The following is a 20,537-nucleotide window of genomic DNA, read 5'->3' on the forward strand; positions in this document are numbered from 1 at the left end:
TTTACCGGGTTGAATGAGTCCACGTCTTTTCGGGGCGATATTTCGTATTTTACCCTGTCTTCCGAAATGTGAGCGGGTAGCGGCCGCATGACGAGTATGCCGTGGACTTTTTCATCTTCGTTCAGTTGGTGGAGCTTTTTTACGAATTCTTCTTCCGGGGTGTTTTCGGGCATCTGTACTACGCTGGTTTCTATGCCGATCTCCGCACATCTTTTTTGGGCTCCTTTTACATACGACACAGAGTCGGGCCTTTCCCCTACTATCACTATGGCAAGGCCGGGGGTAACACCGCCTGCCTTTAATACCTCTACCTCACTTATTAGTTTTTGTTTTAATGCATCCGCCACTTCTTTTCCGCTTAAGATATCTGCCATTTTTCCACCTCCGATTTTAAAAGTGAGAAAAGCACGGGACCCTCATCATTACCCCCGCACTTTTCTCTTTACTAAAAATTTTCTCTAGAAGAGACCGCTGATTCTTCCATTTTCATCCACATCTATGTTCTCAGCAGCAGGCCGCTTGGGAAGTCCCGGCATCGTCATTATCTCGCCAGTGAGTGCTACAGCAAATCCGGCCCCCGCAGATATCTTCACGTTTCTGACTGTTATTCTAAACCCACTCGGCCTACCTAAAAGTGCTGGGTTGTCGCTCAGCGAATACTGTGTCTTAGCCATGCATACTGGCACTTCTCTAAATCCCAAACTCTCTATCGTCTCTATATCCTTCTTGCCTGCTGGAGTGAAGTCAACACCATCTGCGCCGTAAATTTCTTTCGCTATCATCTCTATCTTCTCGGCTATGCCCATGTCCAATGGATAAAGCGGTTTGTAGTTGTTCTTACCTTCTTCTATTAGCCTGAGCACTTCTTTAGCCAAGTCAATTCCACCTTCTCCACCCTTTGCCCAAACTTCGGATATTACCGACTTTACACCCAATTTTTCGCATTCCGTCCTTACTAGCTCCAGCTCAGCCTGCGTATCGCTCGGGAACCTGTTTATTGCTACTACAGCCGGCAAACCAAATTTGACAGTTATGTTTTCTACGTGTTTCAGCAAGTTGGGTAGCCCTTTCTTTAGAGCATCTAGGTTCTCTTCGCTTAGCCTATCTTTCGGCACTCCGCCGTGATGCTTCAATGCCCTTATACTGGCCACAATAACAACTGCATCTGGTCTTATGCCCGCTACCCGGCACTTTATGTCCAGGAATTTCTCTGCTCCCAAGTCCGCGCCAAATCCTGCTTCGGTTACTACGTAGTCCGCAAGTTTCATAGCCATTTTAGTAGCAAGGACGCTGTTGCATCCGTGGGCTATGTTGGCAAATGGACCTCCGTGGACGAAGGCAGGAGTACCTTCCAACGTCTGCACCAAATTGGGTTTCAGTGCATCCTTTAACAATGCTGCCATCGCTCCATGGGCTTTTAGATCCCCAGCAGTTACGGGTTTGCCACTGTAGGTATATGCAACAATTATCCTCGATAGCCTTTCTTTCAGGTCCTTTAGGTCAGTAGCAAGGCAAAACGCTGCCATTACTTCCGATGCTACCGTTATGTCAAAGCCGTCTTCCCTGGGAACTCCGTTGGCTTTCCCCCCAAGTCCGTCCACTACAAACCTCAATTGTCTATCATTCATGTCAATGCAGCGCCTCCAAACTACGCGCCGCGGGTCTATACCCAGCTCATTGCCTTGATATATATGGTTGTCCAGCATAGCAGCAAGCAAGTTGTTTGCTGCCCCAATTGCATGAAGGTCACCAGTGAAATGCAGATTTATATCTTCCATCGGCACTACTTGAGCATATCCACCTCCTGCAGCTCCGCCCTTTACGCCAAAAACCGGTCCTAGTGACGGTTCCCTCAGGGCTATTGCCGTCTTCTTGCCAAGCCTGCTCAATGCATCACCTAAACCTACCGTCGTCGTAGTCTTTCCTTCGCCAGCAGGAGTTGGGTTTATGGCAGTAGTCAATATCAGTTTGGCGTCTTTCCTGTCCTGCAATCTCTTTAAAACGTTATAGTCTACTTTCGCCTTGTACTTGCCATAGTACTCGATGTCATCTTCAGTAAGACCTAGTTTCGCAGCTATGTCCCTTATGTGCTCTAATTTTGCCTCCTGGGCTATTTCTATGTCGCTTTTGAAAGCCATTCACATCCCGTCCTTTCTTAAGATTTTGCCATTTTTTTGAATTAATTTAAATAAATTAATTTAGATAACCTTCTGTTGAGCAAGACTAAAGCTGAGCCTTTTTAAAATCAATTTGGCGAGAATTGTATAAATTGGGATATTAAAAACTTGAGTAATACAAGAAGAAACTATTTTGTAGACGAGCGGTATGCCGAAGAGCCTGTATAGGAAATAAGGCACCAGCAACACCGAAGTGATTATTTGTCCTGCAGCAATTGCAACCAAAAGATGCCAAAAACCAAGTTGCTCTGTTTTAAAAAGTCTAATCATAGCACCGGGAATTACACCGGTCAACGCTGCTGTCAGTGTAAAATGCGGCATATACGGCCCCATCGGGTTTATCCAGTATCCGATAAGGTCTCCTATTGCTCCAACTGTTCCACCAGCCATGGGTCCCATAGCAATGCCTGCCAGGATCACCGGAAATCCTCCGAACCCTATTCTGATCGCCTCGATAGTGCCAATGGCTATCCTTATGCTAGCAATTCTGGTGAGTATTATATTGAGCACTACCAGCATTGCCATATATGCTATTTTTTTCGTGCTTATTTTCATTATGGTCAATTCCCTCCTAAAACTCGCTTTTGCCACTATCTAATCCCACAACTTTAATTCCATTTTTATGCGCCATCATATATACATCTTCTTCGCAAATACCGCACCTTTTAAAGTACCTTACTTCATCGAAAAAGCCCTGTGCGTGGTAAACTCCCAAAGAACCAGAATCACTTCCGATGGCCACTTTCACCCCCAAACTCAATGCCTTTTTTATCGCATTCAAATGTTCATCAAAAATTTTTTTGATATTTTTAATTTTATCACTATAACGCCTGCGGAGTTCCTCTTTTTCAAGGATGTTACCTAAAGGCGCCAGAGTTGGCACCCAAACCACACCTTTATCGGCCATCATATAAAGTTCTTCATCTGATAAAAAATATCCATGTTCAATCGTATCGGCGCCAGCTTCTACTGCCATTTTTACTCCAATAGACGAATTCGCGTGAACCATAACAGGAAGCCCCTTCTCCTTGGCCGACTGCACCATGTAATTAAGCTCTTCCCCGGAAAAGCCGATTCCACCTACTTTCCCGTAACATTCAAACTCTACAAGGCCCGTCAATATAATTTTCAAATGGTCTACCTTAACTTTCAGAAGTTCTGTAAACAAATCTTTGAAGTCTTTTATCCCCACAACAGGTTTTCCTAAAAAAGTACCGTACATCCCTTTTTTATAAATTGCCCATCCTGGGGACCTAAAAGTAATTCCCAAGGATTTTGCAATTTCACGTGCCACTAGCGATATTCCGTAATTATCTCCGCCGTCTCTTATTGCCATAATACCTTTGTCTTTGTATAATTCTAATGCCGTTTTAACCGGTTCATAATTCTTTTCCGCTATAAGTTGGCGCCATTTTTTTGAATCTCTGCCGTCTAGCGCAATGTGCACATGGCAATCCACAAACATCAAGTTATCCCACTTTTTTATTTCGATGCCTCCTTTGTGGGGCCAAGGAGCCCCTTCCTGTATGCATTTACATATTTCCTGCAGAACTTATCCCGTCCTGCAATAGCCTCTGCAGCAAAGAGAGTTGTCATAATGTCTCTGTTGGTGGGGTCCATGATGGCTGAATCCATCCCAGCAAACACAGCCACCGTCAAGAATACCTGATTTATAGCTTTTCTATAAGGCAGTCCAAAAGAAACGTTGCTCAATCCAGAAGTAATTTTTACTGTTGGGAAGATTTTCTTTATCCCTTCTAAGGCCTCCACAAATTTGTGCACAGCCTGATTGTCGGTAGCTAAAGCAATTACCAGAGGATCTATGTGTATTCTGTCCGGACTTATCCCGTATTTATCCGCTTTTTCCACTAAAATCCTAGCTATGCTTATCCTCTTTTCAACGTCGCTCGGTATTCCGTCGTTATCGCATGTAAGTCCTATCACCTGCCATTCAGTCCCTTGAATAAGCGGGTAAATAATTTCGCATTTATTCTTCTCCTCGGAAACCGAATTAATTATCCCCGGCTTCCTTGCATACTTAAAAACTTTTTCAATAGTATTGGGGTTGGGGCTGTCTATGCAAAGCGGCTTTTCGACAGCGTCCTGCACAATCTCCATCAGCCATATTAAAGTCTCTTCTTCCCGTTCAGGAGAAGTTCCTGCACACACATCAATATAGTCCGCGCCTGCTTCAGCTTGCTTTATGGCTAGCTCACGAATAAATGCCTCGTCTTTTTCTTCTATGGCTTTCTGAACACGAGGAATCGTCCCGTTGATTTTTTCACCAATTATGATCATTCAACTTCCCCCTCTTAAATTTTGTTTTTTAGCAAACCTGTATATACATGTATGTTTTACTTCTATACTATTAGATTAGCATATTTAAAAATTTTTGTCAATGTGTCCATTTTTCAAATGTTGCGGAAATAAAAAAAGAAACCTCAAGTTTCAACGCCATTTTTATATTTTTCGTTCAATAAGCTATCGGAAAAATACGACTCGGCATAAAGCTTGCAATAATCCCCTCTGTAATACGTTATACCTAGCCCTATTGGCCTTTCCTCTCTATCGTAAAGTTTTTGTTCCACAACCATGAGCGGAAGGTCGTTATATATGTTAAGATATTTTTTGATTTCCTCATCAGGCATCTGAGTGTAGATTATCAATTCCCTTTTTATTGCAAAGAGCGACATCTTTTTCGCGACCATTTCTGGGAAAGTTGCATATTGAATTTCTTTCTCAACTATAGGCATTCCTTTGCAGTACGGAAGGTATTTTATGTCGTAAGCCACTGGTTCCCCTTCGGTGAAGAACAGCCTTCTTATGAGGATTATCTTTTTATTCTTCGTAACCTGCAGGCTGTTTATCAATCTTTGATTGGGCAGCGTAATGCTCACTTCTAGTAGTTTTGTTTTATCCACGCTGTTTACAAAATTTTTCATCTCGTTGTAGTAAAGAGTATAGGAGTTGTTGTCTGGCTCCCTCACAAAGCTGCCCTTCCCGGGAATCGAGTAGATGTAACCTTCGCTGGCGAGCAAAGCCAAACCTCTCCTTACAGTCATGCGGCTGGCTTTGTACGCCTTGCATAAGGTATTTTCAGAGTAAATGGGATCCCCGGGTTTTAATTCTCCGCTATTTATTTTTTCTTTTATATCCTGAGCAATTTTCAAATATATCGGAAGTCGCATGGCACATCTCCCCGCTTCATTTTGATTTTAAAAGCTGTTTACATATCTTTACTCCTTCTGATGCATCATTGGTAAAACTGTCTGCACCAATATATTCGCATGCCTCCCTGGTGATGTGGTTTCCTCCTAAAATAATTTTAACGCTGTTTCTAACTCCAGCTTGCATAAGGGCTTCAACCACATCTTTCATTGACTCTACCGTAGTTGTCAGTACCCCACTAAGCCCTATAATATCGGGTTTATATTTAATTACACTTTTCACGAAGGCATCCTCGGGCACATCTACTCCTAAATCTATAACTTCGAAGCCATTCACTTCCATCAAACCCTTAAAAATGTCCTTTCCTATGTCATGTAAATCGCCTTTTACCGTCCCTACGACTATTTTCCCCTCTATTTCATCGCTCTTTCTTTGAAACCGTTCCTTTATTTCTTCCAATTCTAGAACTTCTTTAAAAATGAGTCCAGCCATTATAAGATCCGCGATAAAATATTTTTGTTCTTCATACAATTTTCCAACCCTTTTTACTCCCTCTTTTATCAGGTCCAGCAAAAAGAGCGGCTCCATTCCGGATTTTAGTGCCTTTTTTGATAACTTAATAACCCTTTCCTCATCCAATTCCTCAACAGCCTTTATTATCAAATCATTTAAAGTTATGATATTCTTCATAAAATCCCTCCTTGCACAATTATATACTTTAATTTTGCTTTCATCAATTTTTATAAAAGAAGGAACATCAGATAATCAAACATCTCTTTATCTAACCTATCGAGTTTTTCACGTGCAAAATCGGAAAGCCTAGTATTTTCGTACCCTGTACTGCCGGTGTAATACTTGCTTTCAAAATTGCTCAAAGGTATCGCCTTATAATCTTCTTTTTTAAAAACCATTCCTGATATCTCTCCCGGATTGCTATAAACGGCATAATCCCTAACAGTCTCAGCGACGGCGCACAGGTTTTCAATTTTTATGTCGCTGAGAAGAAGTGGATTCTTGTCAAAATTAAATATATATTTTCCTCCAGGCGCCAGTACATCGACGTACTTTTTTGCCTCATCCACGCACTCTTTTTTTGTTTTCGTCTTTAAATTCATTATGGGATAAAGACCCGTTATTATGTGTTTTTTTCCCAGCTTATCCTTTATAAGTTTGGGATTGCCGTATTCGAACCATAAAGTGGTATCCGTGGGGAGCTCATAAAGATAATCCAGATATCTCATCCAGTCATGTTCGCAAAAAATCGTACATCGAATCCCCATTGAGGCATATTCATCCAGCATTCTCTTAAAAGTAGGCCAATACAGCTTTGCAAAGTCTTCTTCTCTCAAAAAGGGCGGCATGTGGAGCGGAAGAAATACTTGAGAATATTTTGTTATTTTTTTAGGTATCCCTTTTTTAAATACCAGAGGGTATAGGGCTTCACAAGCCGCCACGACTTTGCCCGGCATCTTTCTTATATCCCTGCTTATCCCCTTGAAACCTCTAAGCTGATCTGCCAAAAAATCAAAAGGGGTTTCGGTAAAACCGCAATTTTCCGAAAACAAACCCTCCGGATAATAGCCGTATTTGTCGATCATCTTCTTTCTTATCTCAGCCGATATTGAAAAATCCTCTTTATAAGCCAAAAGGCTTTTTGCGAAATTCAAAGCAAACACTATCGGTTCACCGGGGTTAAAGGCTTTATATAGCCTGGGGATAATCCTTTCTATAATACAGTCAAAGGGGTTTTTTATCAGATAATCGTAGTCTTCAGGGTCCATTCCGGATACTTCTGGATGCTGAATATAACCATTTGATGCCATCTTAAAGGATTGCGACTTTAAGATATGATAAAATGAGGGATACCGGAAAGAGCCCATAAAGACGCACACATCGGAGTAAACCAACTCGCATACCTTATCAACTGCTTCTTCAAGCATAGCCGGATTCCAGTGAGCCTGTCTAAGGTCAAGGCCTCCAAACTGAGCTATTACCTCAAAAGGGAGATTTATGTTTACTGGTACTCTCTTCGGAACCTTGTCGTCATATAAATCTCTATATATGCATATCCGTTCCTGCTGCAGCACCTTTGCGTTTTCCATCAGATGCCCACCCGCCTAGGTATATTTTAAAAATTCACTTTTATTATACAGGTTTTTTACCTTTTAGAAAACATCATATTCCTAAAAATCAAACTTGATTTTCAATATCTTTTATTTCATAATATTGTAAAGAAAAACACGAAAGCGGGGATAGATATGAAAAACACGATCATAGCATGTCGAATGATTCAAGACGAATTGCAGCATGTAATGGACGAAATAAATTCCCTAGACCATGTAATTTGGGTGGACTCAGAATATCACTCCGAACCTGAACGCCTAAAGTCTAAGCTCCAAGAAATTATCGACAACTTGGAAGGCACCGACAACATAATACTGGTTTACGGATACTGCGGCAACGCCCTCATCGGCTTGAAGGCTACCACTGCTAATTTAATTTTCCCGAGGGTAAACGATTGCATTTCCATGTTGCTAAAATCGGAACGGCTAAATGATGCGTATTACCTGACAAGGCGCTGGATCGAAAGTCCGGCAAGTATTATACAAGAATATAAAATAGCCTTGGAACGTTACGGCGAGGAAAGGGCAAAGAAATTGTTCCGCCTAATGCTTAAAAACTACACAAAATTAATGCTCCTTGAAACTGGCACTTACGACACCGAAAAGTATTTAAAGGAAATTCAGGAGTTTGCTGAAAAGGTCGGTCTGAAGGTAGATAGCCAAGAAGGAGATTTGCATTTTCTTAAGAAGATTCTTATCGGGCCTTACGATGAAAACGATTTCGTCATAATAAAAAAAGGAGGAAAGGTTGACCTTTCTCACATTGTAAGAGGAAATGAAAAAAAAGCCGTGAATTATTAGATTGTCATTGTGGAAGGTCTTTTTTGTAATATAGCCCGATTTCGCTCCCGACATTTCCGAGCTTTGCCCTGAGTTCTCTGACCTTTTTAACTTCGTAACCCAGCAAACTGGATATCTCCTCATCCTTTAATCCCAAGGATACGGCATCGAGAAATAAGTAAGGATCGACGCCGAATTCTTTTTCTATACTATCGGCGCTTACTCCCAATTTGCTGAAAAAGCCATCGTGCCTTCCTGTTCTCTTTTTAAAGTTGTCTTCTGCCACAACATCTGTCTCAAGCCGTCCTTCCTCGTCCAACCAGGCGGCTTTGACTTCTGAGAAGCGATTTATTCCCTTTTTCCTCAATTCGGAAAGCAATGCTTCGACTCCTACTCCCAGAATTTCTAGATTATCCTTCACCACCCGCCCCTGGTGCACAACCAATATGGGAAAGATACCCTGTGAAGCGGTCAATCCCAAGTCTTTAGGCGTAACAGCTTCCCTTTCTTTTTTTTTCAATATACTGAGCTTTCCGTTGGGCTCGATCGTAGCTTCCTGGACATCATTTATATCCGTTATATTTTTTTCCCTCAGGAGAATTAAAAGGTCCGCTACGGTAATTCGCTCTTTTTTTAGGTTTTTTGGAATTACTTCTCCGTCTTTTATGAGAACTGTCGAAGTCCCCTGCAAAATGTTTTCTAATTTTCTATTTTTAGTTATTATTATTGCTAAAATGTAATTTAAAACTGACATTACTACCACCGGCACTATGCCAAACCTCAAGGCTATTTTCAAATCCTCCAGAGGTATGGCAATAGCAGACCCCATTATGATAATCAGGATAAGGTCGAAGGGTGAAAGCTGAGCGATTGTTCTCTTTCCCATAATTCGAACGAGAACCAGGCTGACAGTAAAAAGAATGGCCGAGCGCAAAGAAAGCATAGCAAATTCCTTAAATTGCCCGCTCACTCTTCGATCACCCTTTCTAGCCTCACCAAACTTTTCATCAATTTATGTATTTTGTCCGCCATCACGATGCCCTCTTGGGCTTCGCTCAGGGACTCCACGGCTCTCATCATGCTTTTGTGGATTTGACACATCAATAGCTCGATGCATTCATAAAACTTCCTTTTTATAGCCTTTACAAGATTTTTTATTTCCTCCTCATTCTCGCTCGAATTTTGAGTTTTCATAAATTCCACGATCAACGATATTTCTTCCAATTTTTTACTCAATTGTATTTGCCCTGAAGATTTTATAAGAAGTTTCTGTAAAGCTTCGTCAAAGTCTTCCTCAATGGCTTTTAAACCGCTCATCATATTGTCCAGTTGGTCTTGAAAATTTACCATAAACCCGGCCGTCTTTACCTTGGTTCTTGCCACTTTATGCCCCCCTGTTTTATTTTTTACTTAATATATTTTGGGATTTTACGCATTTTTTTATTCCGACTTTGCTTTTCTTCAGTTTTTTGTTATACTAAAAAAGTCAAATAGTACCCACTGAGAGGTGTCAAATGACAAGGTCAGTATGTCATAAATTATTTGCAATTTTCATTTTGTTTGTGCTCATAACGACAGAAAAGCCCCAGGCTGCATCATTACCTTCACCTCCTTCCATAGTAGGGGTCGCAGGAGTTTTAATGGATGTAAGGACCGGCCAGGTTCTTTACGAAAAAAACGCTCATCAGAAACTGGAGCCAGCCAGCACTACTAAAATTATGACTGCAGTGCTCGCCCTTGAAAGAGGGAATCTATCGGACATCGTCACTATTGAGAAGGAACCCACCTTAGTTGATGGAAGCCGCATATACCTGGAAGAAGGGGAAAGGCTTACTCTCGAACAGTTGCTCTACGGCATGATGCTCAATTCGGGAAATGACGCCGCAGTAGCCATAGCACAGCACATAGCAGGAAGTGTATCGAATTTTGCTAAATTGATGAACGAAAAGGCGAAAAGCCTCGGGGCTGAAAACACAAATTTCGTAAATCCTAGCGGCCTGCCTGACAAAAACCATTACACAACAGCTTACGACCTGGCTTTAATTACCCGTTATGCGCTGCTAAACCATCCTGAATTTAGGAAAATAGTAGCAACAAAAACTTTTTACATCCCATGGCAGGGCAAAGAATGGGACAGAACTCTGGTAAACCACAACAAGCTTTTATGGAATTTTGAAGGTGCCGACGGGGTCAAAACCGGTTATACCCGTTCGGCAGGACAGACCATAGTTGTCTCGGCGACGAGAAACGGATGGCAGCTTTTGGCGGTAGTTTTAAAATCTCAAGGCCGTAATATATACGCGGACGCAAAAGCTTTGCTCGAGTACGGATTCAATAACTTTGAAAAAAGAGAATTGATTAAGAAAGGTGAAGTGGTTGAAAAAATACCGGTCAAGTTCGGAACACCCGTGGATTTAGCTGCTTCAGAAGACTTTTCAGCAGTAGTCGAAAGAGGAAGTGCCCCAATCGAAATCAAAAAAATTATACCCGATGATATCAAAGCACCCGTTGCCAAAGGCCAGACATTGGGAGTCCTTGAATTTTACCGAGATGGGGTGAAAATCGGGAGCATACCCCTCGTGGCAGCTTCCGATGTTCCCCGCAAAATTTTCACTCATTGGTGGTTCTGGCCATCCCTTCTTATCGGAATAATTTATGTGCCTTTTCGAATATCGGTAGGAATAAGAAGGTACAGGCGCCGTCGAAACCACTATTACATTAATTCTTATAGACACATCCAAAAGAAGAAAAAATAAAAGAAAGAGCTAATGTAAAAAAATGGACTTGCCCAAAAAACTGGACAAGTCCATTTTTTTAGTTCTTTAAAATATATACGTCTACCCACCGGCGTCCGAACCGGCGCGCTAAAGCTTCGGTTTCAACGAAAATATCTATCCTGTTTCCCTGTATTGCAGAACCCGTATCTTCGGCTCTCGCAAACCCGTAACCTTCTACATATAGCCTCGTCCCTAATGGTATTATATCAGGGTCTACCGCAACCACTCCTACCCTAGGTATCGTGCCGGTTGCTGTCCGATTCCCCGTATAAGTATAAGCCGTAGCCAACATCCTGAGTTTTTGAGTATATTCGAATTTCTCGCCTCCACGGGACGCGACCATTAGCCCTCCCTTTAAAACGATTTCCGGCACGGCTGGTTTTATCACGATTTTTTCTGTACTTTTCTCTACCACCTTCCCATCTTCCAACCTAATTTTCGTCACAACCTTCTCCTGGCCATCCTGACCTTTTTGCACCAGTTTTGTTTGCCCTATGGGAAGGTCATAATCCACCCGCAACACCTTATTATAGGGTATCTTTCTCAATTCCTCTATGACTTTTTCCTCCACTCTGATGACCTTTACAACTGCGGGACCTTCTACATAAGCATCCTTTGCCGGTTCAATCTTGTCTTTTTCACCGAGCTTTATTCCTGCTTTTTTCACAATGTTTTCCACTGTATCTGGCTGTGTTTTTACTTCAAGTTCCTCCCCATCCGCGGTAATTTTCACATCAAAAGCCCGCTTTATTTGAACTATGCAGCCATCCGTGAGTTTAGAAGATACATCGGGTATTATCACGTCATTTTCCGAAACCGAAATATTCTTTTCTTTCAGTAAATCCTCTACAGTCGATTTATACGTCTTAACTTCGATTTTTTTTCCAGCGTCTAAAATAGTCACATTTTTCTCCCTGCTATGGTGTCCCCACAGGGCTAATGCAATTCCCGCTGCGGCGACCAGGGTAATGACCCATAGCCGAGTTTTTGTCTGCAAAAAAATTCCTCCTCTTTTACATTTCCTCATCGGGATCAAAAAATGCCTCTACTATATATTAATTTTTTATATATTATATGTCAAGTACTCCAATATATACCCATCCTATATTGTTATTTTTTTCCATTCACCTTTTTTAAACCTTCTGCCCATCAAAACGGCCTCTATAAAAAACTGTAAAACTGTAGTCACCCATACGAATTCTAGGCTTGCCTTAAACACAAATATGACAAGAAAAATCAATGGTATCCTCACGAGCCACAAACTTATCAGAGTAACCTGAAAAGGTCCCCTAGTATCTCCAGCTCCCCTGAGCGCCCCTGCTAGCGTCATAGAATACGCGATGCTAACCTGCTCCAACGCGCCGATCTTCAGGCACCTTGCCGCAAGGACCCTCACCTCCGGTATGTTCGTAAAAACACCTGTTATCTTTTCCGGTACCAGGAAAAACAAAACAGCCGTCATCCCCATTAGGATGGCCGAGAGCCTGGCAGCTTCCCATGCAGCTTTTTCGGCTACTTTTTCTTCTTTTGCCCCCAAGCTTTGCCCAACTATCGCCGAAGCAGCCACAGAAAAACCATACCCTGGCATAAAGGAAAGGGATTCCCCCGTTACCGCGACCTGATGGGCAGCAAAAGCCATCGTGCCCAGCCTGTTTATCCAGATAGAGGAAAGCATCCTGCTCGCACCAAAGGAGAGTTCTTCTAGGAAAGAAGGAAGACTTAGTGAAAAGAGCCCCCGCATTAATTTTAAATCTAAAAAAGCGAGTTTATTGAAGTTTATTGTAACATAAGCCCGTCCCGAACCGGCATAGCCCAGAGTAATCACTGCCGCGACGATTTGTGAAATCGTCGTAGCAAGAGCCGCCCCTTCAACTTCCATCCTCGGAAATCCGAAGTTTCCGAAAATAAAAGCGTAATCCCCTACTATGTTAAGAAAATTTCCTATCGCAGCCGATAGCATAGGAACAACTGCGTTTCCCGCCCCTCTCAATGCACAATTGACCACATAAGTGGGCACCATGAAGGTTACAGCAAAAGCAAGGATCTTCATATATTTCGTTCCAATTACTATAACTTCAGGGTCATCAGTTAACAGCCCAAAAATCCATTCAGCACCAAAAAAATAAATTATAGTGAGAATTATACCAAGACATGCGGACATAATCAAAGCCTGCTCGGAAACATAATTGGCCCTCTTTTTATCTCCCCCACCTATGTACCTCGATACCATCGCCAAAACCCCATCGCCTAAAGTACCGAAAATGTAAGTTACGTTAAATGCAAGTTGTCCTCCTAAACCGACAGCATTTAGCGCTTCGGCGCTCAAACGCCCAATCATCGCCGTATCAGCCACCCAAACGATAGTGCCTGATATCATCTCAAAAATTGCGGGAAGTGACAACCTCATTATCTTTTTTCGTAGGGAAAATGTTTTTACGGCTTGTCGTACTTCTTTCATTGGAATCCTCCGCTGATGCGATTTTTAACGACCGATTTATATTATACCCTGTCGATCAATAGTTTGCCAATAAAGCAAAAAGCCCGCTTTCTCAGCAGGCTTTATATGGACATTATATATGGACACTAATCTTTTTGCAAGTTAAGTTTTCTTAATGCGTTCCTCAGGCGGTTGTACCCATCTTCTAAGTCTTCCTCACTAACAGTTAGGATAGGCCTCAACCGTATTCCTTTTACCCCGGTAGTTAAAACCAGCATTTTTTCTTCAAAGCAAAGCCTGTGGAATTTGTTCCTCAATTCCGCATCGGGTAGGTCAAAAGCCGCCATTAACCCTCTATATCTCACATTTCTCACGAGGGTCGGGAACTCATCTTCAAGCGCATGGAGGTATTTGTGGAGCACCGGCGATACTCTGTTTACATGTTCGAGCACTTTATCTTCAATCATCACCTCAATAATCCTTGTAGCTCTCACCATATCGACTATATTTCCGCCCCACGTGGAGTTTATCCGGCTGCTTTCCACAAAACAATTTTCCTCGACCTCATCCACCCGGCGATTGGACAAGATGCCGCAAACCTGAGCTTTTTTTCCAAAAGCAAATATATCCGGTTCTACTCCGAAGTTCTGAAAAGCCCACATTTTCCCCGTTATCCCCATGCCGCACTGCACTTCATCAAAAACCAGCATAATCTCGTGTTCGTCACAAATCTCTCTTAAGCTTTTCAAAAATTCCGGTCTAAAATGGTTGTCCCCGCCTTCTCCCTGAATGGGCTCTATTATAATGGCACAGATGTCGTCGGGACTTTTCGCAATAGCTTCCTTTATCTGCTTTAGCGCTTCTTGTTCGGCCTTTTTGACTTCTTCCAGGTGTTTTTCGAGCGGCCATACGATCTTGGGATTAAGTATGCGGGGCCAGTCGTTGAATTTGGTAAAATACTTATATTTTCTCGGGTCTGCTGTATTTGTAAGGGACAAAGTGTAACCGCTTCGCCCGTGGAAAGCTTCTTTGAAATGAATTACCTTCGTGCCTTTTTGTTCGCTCTCCTTGTATCCCTTTTCTATATTTTTTCTTACCTTCCAGTCCATTGCTACTTTCAACGCATTTTCCACGGCGAGGGTCCCGGTATCTATTAGAAATAGATGGTCGAAGCCAGACGGTGCAGCAAATTCCATAAAGGTCTTTACAAACTGAGCCATTTCAATTGTATAAATGTCCGAATTCGCGACCTTGTTTACAGCCGCTCTGAATACTCTCTCCTTGAATTCTTCATTTGCCAGTTTTGGATGATTAAACCCCAAGGGCAATGACGCAAAAAAAGTGTAAAAGTCCAGATATTCGCTGCCGTCTCTTGCATCGACTATACGACAACCATGGGACTTTTCCATATCTACAACAACAGGAAAACCGTCAACCAGCATGTACTTTCCTAAGGTCGGAATGACCTCTTCAGGCTTAAGCATTTTTACCACCTCTCATCATGCATAATTTTATAAATCGCATATTAAACAATATATTAAACGCTTTATAAAAAATTTTCAACTACTTACATTTAGCAATTTTCATACCAATACAAAAATGCCCTCGAAAGCAGCTTTTTTTAAAGAAATGCCAAATAGTATTGCACTTTTTGCAAAATTTCTTGCATCCCAGATTTACTATTTTTTAATAAATAATGTTATAATTAATCTTGAACAATATAAGAGGTGGTAAAAATGCTTGAAATGAGGGTTAAATCGGTTGTCGCAAGCCCGGCTGGAGAATATCTGATACTACTTGTGGATCAAGAGGAAAAGAAAGTGCTGCCCATTGCTATCGGACCCTTAGAGGCGCACAACATAGCCCTGCCCCTTCAGGGAGTAAAGCCTCCTCGACCCTTAACCCATGACCTTTTAAAATCAGTAATCGAAAGTATGGGAGGAAATCTTGACAAGATAATTATAACCGATATAAGGGATAACATTTACTATGCAGAAATCCACATTACACTCGATGGGAAAACTTTAGTAATCGATTCGAGACCCAGCGACGCCATAGCCTTAGCCCTCCGATTCGGTGCTCCGATTTTCATGAAGCCAAGGCTTGTTGAATTTACGTACGATCTTGCTGATATAGAACCTAGCGAAGATTAACGAAAAGTGAGCAGGTTCAACGAAAAGCTCAAGTTGTCCTCCCGCAAAATAGAATAGTTGTCCCAAAAAAGGCAGCTCCCACAAAGCACTAAACTTCCTCCCGAAGGATATGGACGTTGAGCAGCAAGTATCGGAGCCCTTTCCCCAGAGCCGTCTCGGGAGGAGTCCTCTCCCCTGAGAATAACTTTCGCCTCCGAATTTAAAATTTCTACAGGTGCGCTGTAAGGGAAAACTACCCTTTTTACACCATCTCCGAAAGCTTCGACTCGCGAAGTTATGACCATTCTGCAGTCGTCCGAAGCAAAATTTTCATCGTCCACAACTTCATCTTCTTTTAACCTGAGGTCGAATCTTGCGCTGACTTCATTCGCTATCCTCGCCACGTTGTCCTTGTTATTGAAATGGCCGGTAAATATAACGCGTTTCCCCTGCTTTACAGCCCTCTCTATTATTTCAATCTCTCGTTCGTCAAAAGGGCGCTCGCTGTAGTTGAATACCACCACTGGATAAGAAAACAATTCCTCGAAATCCGCTACTTCCACTATTTCGATGCCTTTTTTTTGGGCTTCCCTCTCCAGAATTGAAAAATAGTAAGAATCGCTAATGAGGAATTCGCCATGGGAGCTGCTCCAAGCTACTTTATGCAAATCTACTCCCTCCCCCAAATTCCCCAAATGATTGCTATTAAAAAAAGGCTTTCAGAGTCATCTGAAAGCCAAAATTCCGAATTTGGCGGGAGCATGTGGGAATCGAACCCACCCCGGAGGTTTTGCCCCCGACACTGGTTTTGAAGACCAGGAGGCCCACCAGGACCTATCTGCCCCCGCACACAGAATTATAATAGCAGAAAATCGGACTTTTTTCAACTTCCATCGGACGGTTCTCCTTTGTTGCTTTGTTCGTACAATTTAACGCCTGCTACCCGAATGTCCTTCAAGCGCCTGGTGGCTTTTATCCCATCCATGTATTCTAAAAGCGGCAAGGCATACTTCCTTGTAGTACCCAGCATGTCCCTGAACTGTGCAACCGTAAGTTCGCTATTTTCTCTAAAAAATTCCCTCAGGAGTTCTAAAGCTCTTTCAACCCATTCCCTCCCCAAATAAAGCCCCTCGCCGATCTTAACTATATCTCCTTTAAATACAAGCCAATTCAGCACTTCCTTTACAGCGCCTTCCTCGACGCCGAATAACGCCTGAAGTTCTTCGACACTCGGAGGAGTCCATCCCTTTTCCTTAAACTCGCGAAGCAGCATATCGGCTACCTTTTTTTGTTTTTCATCCATCCTAACAGCAAATCCCTTCAGTCGAACCGTCTTGCCCCTGCTTTCCACTATTCCTTTTTTCGCCCACATATCCAGCAGGGCTTCAAAAACTTTTCCGACAAGGTTAAGGCGGCTCCTAAGCTCTTCTTTTGCCATACCTTCGCTCAACGGAAATTTTTGATGGTAGTTTTCCAGGATTTGCTTGGCTTGTTCCCTCTTTTCCTCGCAAAATTTTATATCAAAAACTTCATCTTCAGCACCCACACACAATACCAACACTTTCCCTTTTTTGGAAAGACTTTTAGCAGCTTCCATCAACCTTTCAAAGCTTTTCCCCGTATACGGCATCAAATCTTTGACCGGAATGTGGGGACTTCCGAAGACCGATACAAACCCCAGGATAAAATCTTCAAGGCCTCCTTCTTTTGCCTTTTTCAAAGTCTCCAAGGCCTTATCCTTCAATGCTCTCTTTAATCTTGGAGGGTTGACGAAGAGGACCCTTCCGCCTCCTATGGTGTAGACGGGAGAATAACTCCTGACCACATAGTAATCTCCATAAACGACCGCAACAGGTTCTTCAAAATCAACGATTGCAAAGGTTTCCATCCCGGGGAGGAGCTCATCACCCTCTACGAGATTTATCCTAGCCATAACCTCACCAGTCCCCGCATGAAATCTGACCCTTTCTCTGTTTTTCAAGGCCTTCGGCGAGTCTTTAAGGAGCTTAAACCAGACGGCTGCCCTGTTTACTGACATCATAGCATTTACTTTCGAAATTACATCGCCTCTTGATATGTCTTCCGGCTTCACGTCGCTTAAATTCACAGCCGTCCTCTGACCGGCATAAGCCGAATCCTTGCTCTCCCCGTGGACTTCTATAGACCTTACTTTTGAAATCAGCCCTTTTGGGAAGATTTCTACCGTTTCCCCCACCCTAATGCGGCCGCATATAGGGCTTCCGGTTACCACGGTACCTATCCCCGGTATTGAAAAAGCCCTGTCTATTGGGAGGCGAAATGGTGAATCTATGTCTTTTTCGCAACTTTCGGCAGTCATATTGTCGATTAATTCGATAAGTTCTTTAATTCCTTCCCCCTTTACTGCTGATACAAAGACCATGGGTGAATTTTCTAAAAATGTTCCTTTCAGTTCCTTTTTAATATCTTCTTTTATCAATTCTAGCCACTCTTCGTCCACCAGGTCTTTTTTGGTCACCACAACTATGCCTTTTTTTATGTTGAGAAGCTGAAGAATATTGAGGTGCTCCCTAGTCTGTGGCATCACGCCTTCGTCGGCCGCAACTACAAGCAGAACCAAATCTATTCCGCCTGCTCCCGCCAGCATATTCTTCACAAATTTCTCGTGACCAGGTACATCTACTATTCCTACCTTCCGACCACTCGGCAGCAAAAGATGGGCAAAGCCAAGGTCAATTGTAATGCCTCTTTCTTTTTCTTCCTTCAACCTGTCTGTATCAATACCCGTCATTGCCTTTATCAGCGTGGTTTTCCCGTGATCTATGTGGCCTGCCGTCCCTACTATCACTCCGCTCATAACACACCCCCCAACATCTCTGGTATAACTCTCAAGTCTTCCTCAGACAGGGTCCTCACATCCAAAAGGAATTTGTCCTTTTTTATCCTGCCAATTACCGGAATCCTGCCCGACCTCAGCCTTTTCGCCAGGTCATCAGGGCTCAATGTTCGAAATGTTACGGCAACGACTTTAGTCGGAAGTTCAACGCCAGGGAGGGAACCTCCCCCAACCGCTGAAGTGTCGTCAAAAATTTCTATGGTCCCCTTATCGCGAACAACTTTTTTAAGGTATTCTGCAAGTTTTTTGGCGTTCTTTTCCATCTCTTCAGGGGACTTTAAAAGCATTTTAAAAACAGGTATCTTATCATAGTCTTCATTTCTGTAAATTTTTAAAACTGCTTCAAGGGCACTCAAAGTGAGCTTGTCTATCCTAAGAGCTCGCGTCAGGGGATGACGCTTTATTTCTTCTATGTATTCCTTTTTCCCTAAGATAATACCCGCCTGAGGACCACCTAGAAGTTTGTCGCCGCTGAAAGTAACTATGTCAGCTCCCGCCTTTATCGAGTTCTGAACAGTGGGCTCATGAGGCAATCCGAATTTTGCAAGGTCTACTAAAACTCCGCTACCCAAATCCTCCATGACTGGTATGCCGTATTTCAGCCCCAAAGATTTCAAATCCTCTATTTTCACTTCGGACCAAAAACCTACGAATTTAAAATTGCTGGTGTGGACTTTCAAGAGCAATGCAGTGTTGTCATTAATAGCCCTCTCGTAATCGGCAATTCGCGTTTTATTGGTCGTTCCTACTTCTACTAAAGTGGCACCGCTTTGGGCCATGACATCGGGTACCCTGAAGCTGCCACCTATTTCCACCAACTGCCCCCTCGATATTACAACTTCCTTCCCGGAAGCGAGGGCAGAAAGCGAAAGAAGCACCGCACCCGCGTTATTGTTTACTACAATTGCATCTTCTGCGCCGGTTATGTCACACAAAACCCCCCGGACATGGTCATATCTCTCCCCCCTTTTCCCCTCTTCCAGATCATACTCAAGGTTCGAATATCCGCGAGCTACATCGACAATATTCTTCAAGGCTTCCTCCGGCAGCGGCGCCCTGCCCAGGTTGGTGTGCAGCACTACACCGGTGGCGTTTATAACCTTTCTCAGGCTGTAAGAACCGTACCTGGAGGCGAGCTTCACTGTCCTTTCCAGAGCTTCTCTTTTGAGGTCCTCTTCATCTGCCTGGATTTCAAGCCCATTTTCAAGGGCTTTTTCGATTAAACGCCTGACTTCCTCTATTCCTTGCCTTACGGCGCTCAAAACCAACTGTCTTCCGTAATGCTGCTCGAGCACTTTTATGGAATCTTCTTCCATAAGCTCGCTTACTTTCGGTAATTTCTTCAAGACCTCTCTTTTATCCAACCAAAGAACCTCCTTAAAGCTAATTTACCTTAACCAAATTCTTTATTTCCTCAAACCGTTTTTCCCCTATCCCCGAGACGTTTTTCAGTTCTTCAACGGATTTGAATGGCCCGTGCTGGTTTCTGTAATCGATAATCCTTTGAGCCAGGGCAGGACCTATACCCGGAAGTTTATCCAGTTCATCAAGCCCCGCCGAGTTGATATTTATTTTGCCGTCCGACGGCGAAATTCCTCCGTTTACGGCGTCACCGGAGGCAGGGAATTCTCCTACTTGCGGAATGTAGATTTTATCCTCATCCTGCAGCTTTTTTGCCAAATTTATTCCAGTAACGTCAGCTTCGGAAATGTACCCTCCTGCAGCTTTAACAGCGTCAATTACCCTGCTTCCTTCTTTAAGCTCATAAACTCCTGGATTTTTTACTGCCCCTGCAATATGCACTACAATTTTGTCTTCCTCGGGAACCTCACCGGAATTATTTTCGCTTTCAAAAACTGGAATTGCCTTACCACCTTCCAACTTAAAGGCCACATCGGGAACTTTAACAAAAAAAGCCCTATAAGCAAAAATTACAGCCATTAAACTTACGCTTGTCAACGCAAAAAGGAGTATTTTTTCCCTTTTCGTAAATTGGAGCATTGTCTCACCTGCCGGTTTCTTTGATGAACTTTTAACTTTATTTTACATTAAATTCCGCGAAAAATAA

Annotated in this window: 20 protein-coding genes and 1 tRNA gene; 3 read left to right on the forward strand and 18 right to left on the reverse strand. The window is 42.8% G+C overall.

Annotated elements, in window-relative coordinates; all coding sequences use genetic code 11:
* The 8 genes from BUB66_RS07095 to BUB66_RS07130 form a co-directional block, all read right to left on the reverse strand.
* Positions 1-374, reverse strand: a 374-nt coding sequence (locus tag BUB66_RS07095; RefSeq protein ID WP_280144537.1) for a tetrahydrofolate dehydrogenase/cyclohydrolase catalytic domain-containing protein, incomplete at its 3' end; no start/stop codon positions are given.
* 84 nt (positions 375-458) lie between these two features.
* Entirely contained in the window at positions 459-2,138 is a 1,680-nt protein-coding gene (locus tag BUB66_RS07100; protein ID WP_073256799.1) for a formate--tetrahydrofolate ligase, read from the reverse strand.
* A 60-nt stretch (positions 2,139-2,198) separates the two neighbouring features.
* Entirely contained in the window at positions 2,199-2,732 is a 534-nt protein-coding gene (locus tag BUB66_RS07105; protein WP_143156246.1) for a folate family ECF transporter S component, read from the reverse strand.
* Between the two features lie 16 nt (positions 2,733-2,748).
* A complete protein-coding gene (locus tag BUB66_RS07110) occupies positions 2,749-3,642 on the reverse strand; it encodes an amidohydrolase family protein (protein ID WP_073256802.1) in 894 nt (297 codons plus the stop codon).
* Between the two features lie 17 nt (positions 3,643-3,659).
* On the reverse strand, positions 3,660-4,475 hold the full coding sequence (locus BUB66_RS07115) for a methyltetrahydrofolate cobalamin methyltransferase (RefSeq protein WP_073256805.1): 816 nt from the start codon (positions 4,473-4,475) through the stop codon (positions 3,660-3,662).
* 143 nt (positions 4,476-4,618) lie between these two features.
* Positions 4,619-5,365, reverse strand: coding sequence for a GntR family transcriptional regulator (locus BUB66_RS07120; RefSeq protein WP_073256809.1), 747 nt, complete (start codon positions 5,363-5,365; stop codon positions 4,619-4,621).
* A 16-nt stretch (positions 5,366-5,381) separates the two neighbouring features.
* Positions 5,382-6,035 (reverse strand): cobalamin B12-binding domain-containing protein, encoded by a 654-nt coding sequence (locus BUB66_RS07125; protein WP_073256812.1) that lies wholly within the window; start codon positions 6,033-6,035, stop codon positions 5,382-5,384.
* Between the two features lie 50 nt (positions 6,036-6,085).
* Positions 6,086-7,447: a uroporphyrinogen decarboxylase/cobalamine-independent methonine synthase family protein gene (locus BUB66_RS07130; RefSeq protein ID WP_073256815.1), complete on the reverse strand. Its 1,362-nt coding sequence runs from the start codon at positions 7,445-7,447 to the stop codon at positions 6,086-6,088.
* A 156-nt stretch (positions 7,448-7,603) separates the two neighbouring features.
* On the opposite strand from BUB66_RS07130, the gene BUB66_RS07135 reads away from it, so the two are divergent.
* Entirely contained in the window at positions 7,604-8,269 is a 666-nt protein-coding gene (locus BUB66_RS07135; protein WP_073256818.1) for a DUF1638 domain-containing protein, read from the forward strand.
* 4 nt (positions 8,270-8,273) lie between these two features.
* Here BUB66_RS07135 and BUB66_RS07140 read toward each other — a convergent pair whose 3' ends face one another.
* Both BUB66_RS07140 and BUB66_RS07145 read right to left on the reverse strand, forming a co-directional pair.
* Entirely contained in the window at positions 8,274-9,218 is a 945-nt protein-coding gene (locus BUB66_RS07140) for a YetF domain-containing protein (RefSeq protein ID WP_073256821.1), read from the reverse strand.
* Positions 9,215-9,631 (reverse strand): hypothetical protein, encoded by a 417-nt coding sequence (locus BUB66_RS07145; RefSeq protein WP_073256824.1) that lies wholly within the window; start codon positions 9,629-9,631, stop codon positions 9,215-9,217. Before BUB66_RS07145 ends, BUB66_RS07140 begins: the two co-directional genes overlap by 4 nt.
* Before the next feature lie 131 nt (positions 9,632-9,762).
* On the opposite strand from BUB66_RS07145, the gene BUB66_RS07150 reads away from it, so the two are divergent.
* Complete coding sequence (locus BUB66_RS07150) at positions 9,763-11,004, forward strand: D-alanyl-D-alanine carboxypeptidase family protein (RefSeq protein ID WP_073256827.1); 1,242 nt, start codon at positions 9,763-9,765, stop codon at positions 11,002-11,004.
* A 58-nt stretch (positions 11,005-11,062) separates the two neighbouring features.
* Here the strand turns inward: BUB66_RS07150 and BUB66_RS12640 are convergent, their stop codons facing one another.
* The 3 genes from BUB66_RS12640 to lat form a co-directional block, all read right to left on the reverse strand.
* Positions 11,063-12,022 (reverse strand): resuscitation-promoting factor, encoded by a 960-nt coding sequence (locus tag BUB66_RS12640; protein WP_280144546.1) that lies wholly within the window; start codon positions 12,020-12,022, stop codon positions 11,063-11,065.
* A 105-nt stretch (positions 12,023-12,127) separates the two neighbouring features.
* Complete coding sequence (locus tag BUB66_RS07160; protein ID WP_073256830.1) at positions 12,128-13,483, reverse strand: MATE family efflux transporter; 1,356 nt, start codon at positions 13,481-13,483, stop codon at positions 12,128-12,130.
* A gap of 125 nt (positions 13,484-13,608) precedes the next feature.
* Positions 13,609-14,946 carry an L-lysine 6-transaminase gene (gene lat / locus BUB66_RS07165; RefSeq protein ID WP_073256833.1) on the reverse strand — a complete coding sequence of 446 codons (1,338 nt, stop codon included), beginning with the start codon at positions 14,944-14,946 and terminating at the stop codon, positions 13,609-13,611.
* 252 nt (positions 14,947-15,198) lie between these two features.
* On the opposite strand from lat, the gene BUB66_RS07170 reads away from it, so the two are divergent.
* Entirely contained in the window at positions 15,199-15,615 is a 417-nt protein-coding gene (locus BUB66_RS07170) for a bifunctional nuclease family protein (protein ID WP_073256836.1), read from the forward strand.
* Here BUB66_RS07170 and BUB66_RS07175 read toward each other — a convergent pair.
* From BUB66_RS07175 to BUB66_RS07195, 5 genes are all read right to left on the reverse strand, one after another.
* Positions 15,612-16,262 (reverse strand): DUF4350 domain-containing protein, encoded by a 651-nt coding sequence (locus BUB66_RS07175; protein ID WP_073256839.1) that lies wholly within the window; start codon positions 16,260-16,262, stop codon positions 15,612-15,614. The two genes, BUB66_RS07170 and BUB66_RS07175, sit on opposite strands and share 4 nt — an antisense overlap.
* An 83-nt stretch (positions 16,263-16,345) precedes the next feature.
* Positions 16,346-16,440 (reverse strand) — tRNA-Sec (locus BUB66_RS07180).
* 37 nt (positions 16,441-16,477) lie between these two features.
* Entirely contained in the window at positions 16,478-18,430 is a 1,953-nt protein-coding gene (gene selB / locus BUB66_RS07185; RefSeq protein ID WP_073256842.1) for a selenocysteine-specific translation elongation factor, read from the reverse strand.
* Positions 18,427-19,833: an L-seryl-tRNA(Sec) selenium transferase gene (gene selA, locus BUB66_RS07190; protein ID WP_073256845.1), complete on the reverse strand. Its 1,407-nt coding sequence runs from the start codon at positions 19,831-19,833 to the stop codon at positions 18,427-18,429. The genes selB and selA overlap by 4 nt, the downstream gene beginning before the upstream one ends.
* A gap of 19 nt (positions 19,834-19,852) precedes the next feature.
* The gene (locus tag BUB66_RS07195) at positions 19,853-20,470 is read right to left on the reverse strand and encodes a helix-hairpin-helix domain-containing protein (RefSeq protein ID WP_073256848.1); all 618 of its coding nucleotides are present in this window, start codon (positions 20,468-20,470) and stop codon (positions 19,853-19,855) included.
* Positions 20,471-20,537 lie beyond the last annotated feature (67 nt).

The sequence above is a fragment of the Caldanaerovirga acetigignens genome, assembly GCF_900142995.1.
GTDB classification, from domain to species: Bacteria; Bacillota; Thermosediminibacteria; order Thermosediminibacterales; family Thermosediminibacteraceae; genus Fervidicola; species Fervidicola acetigignens.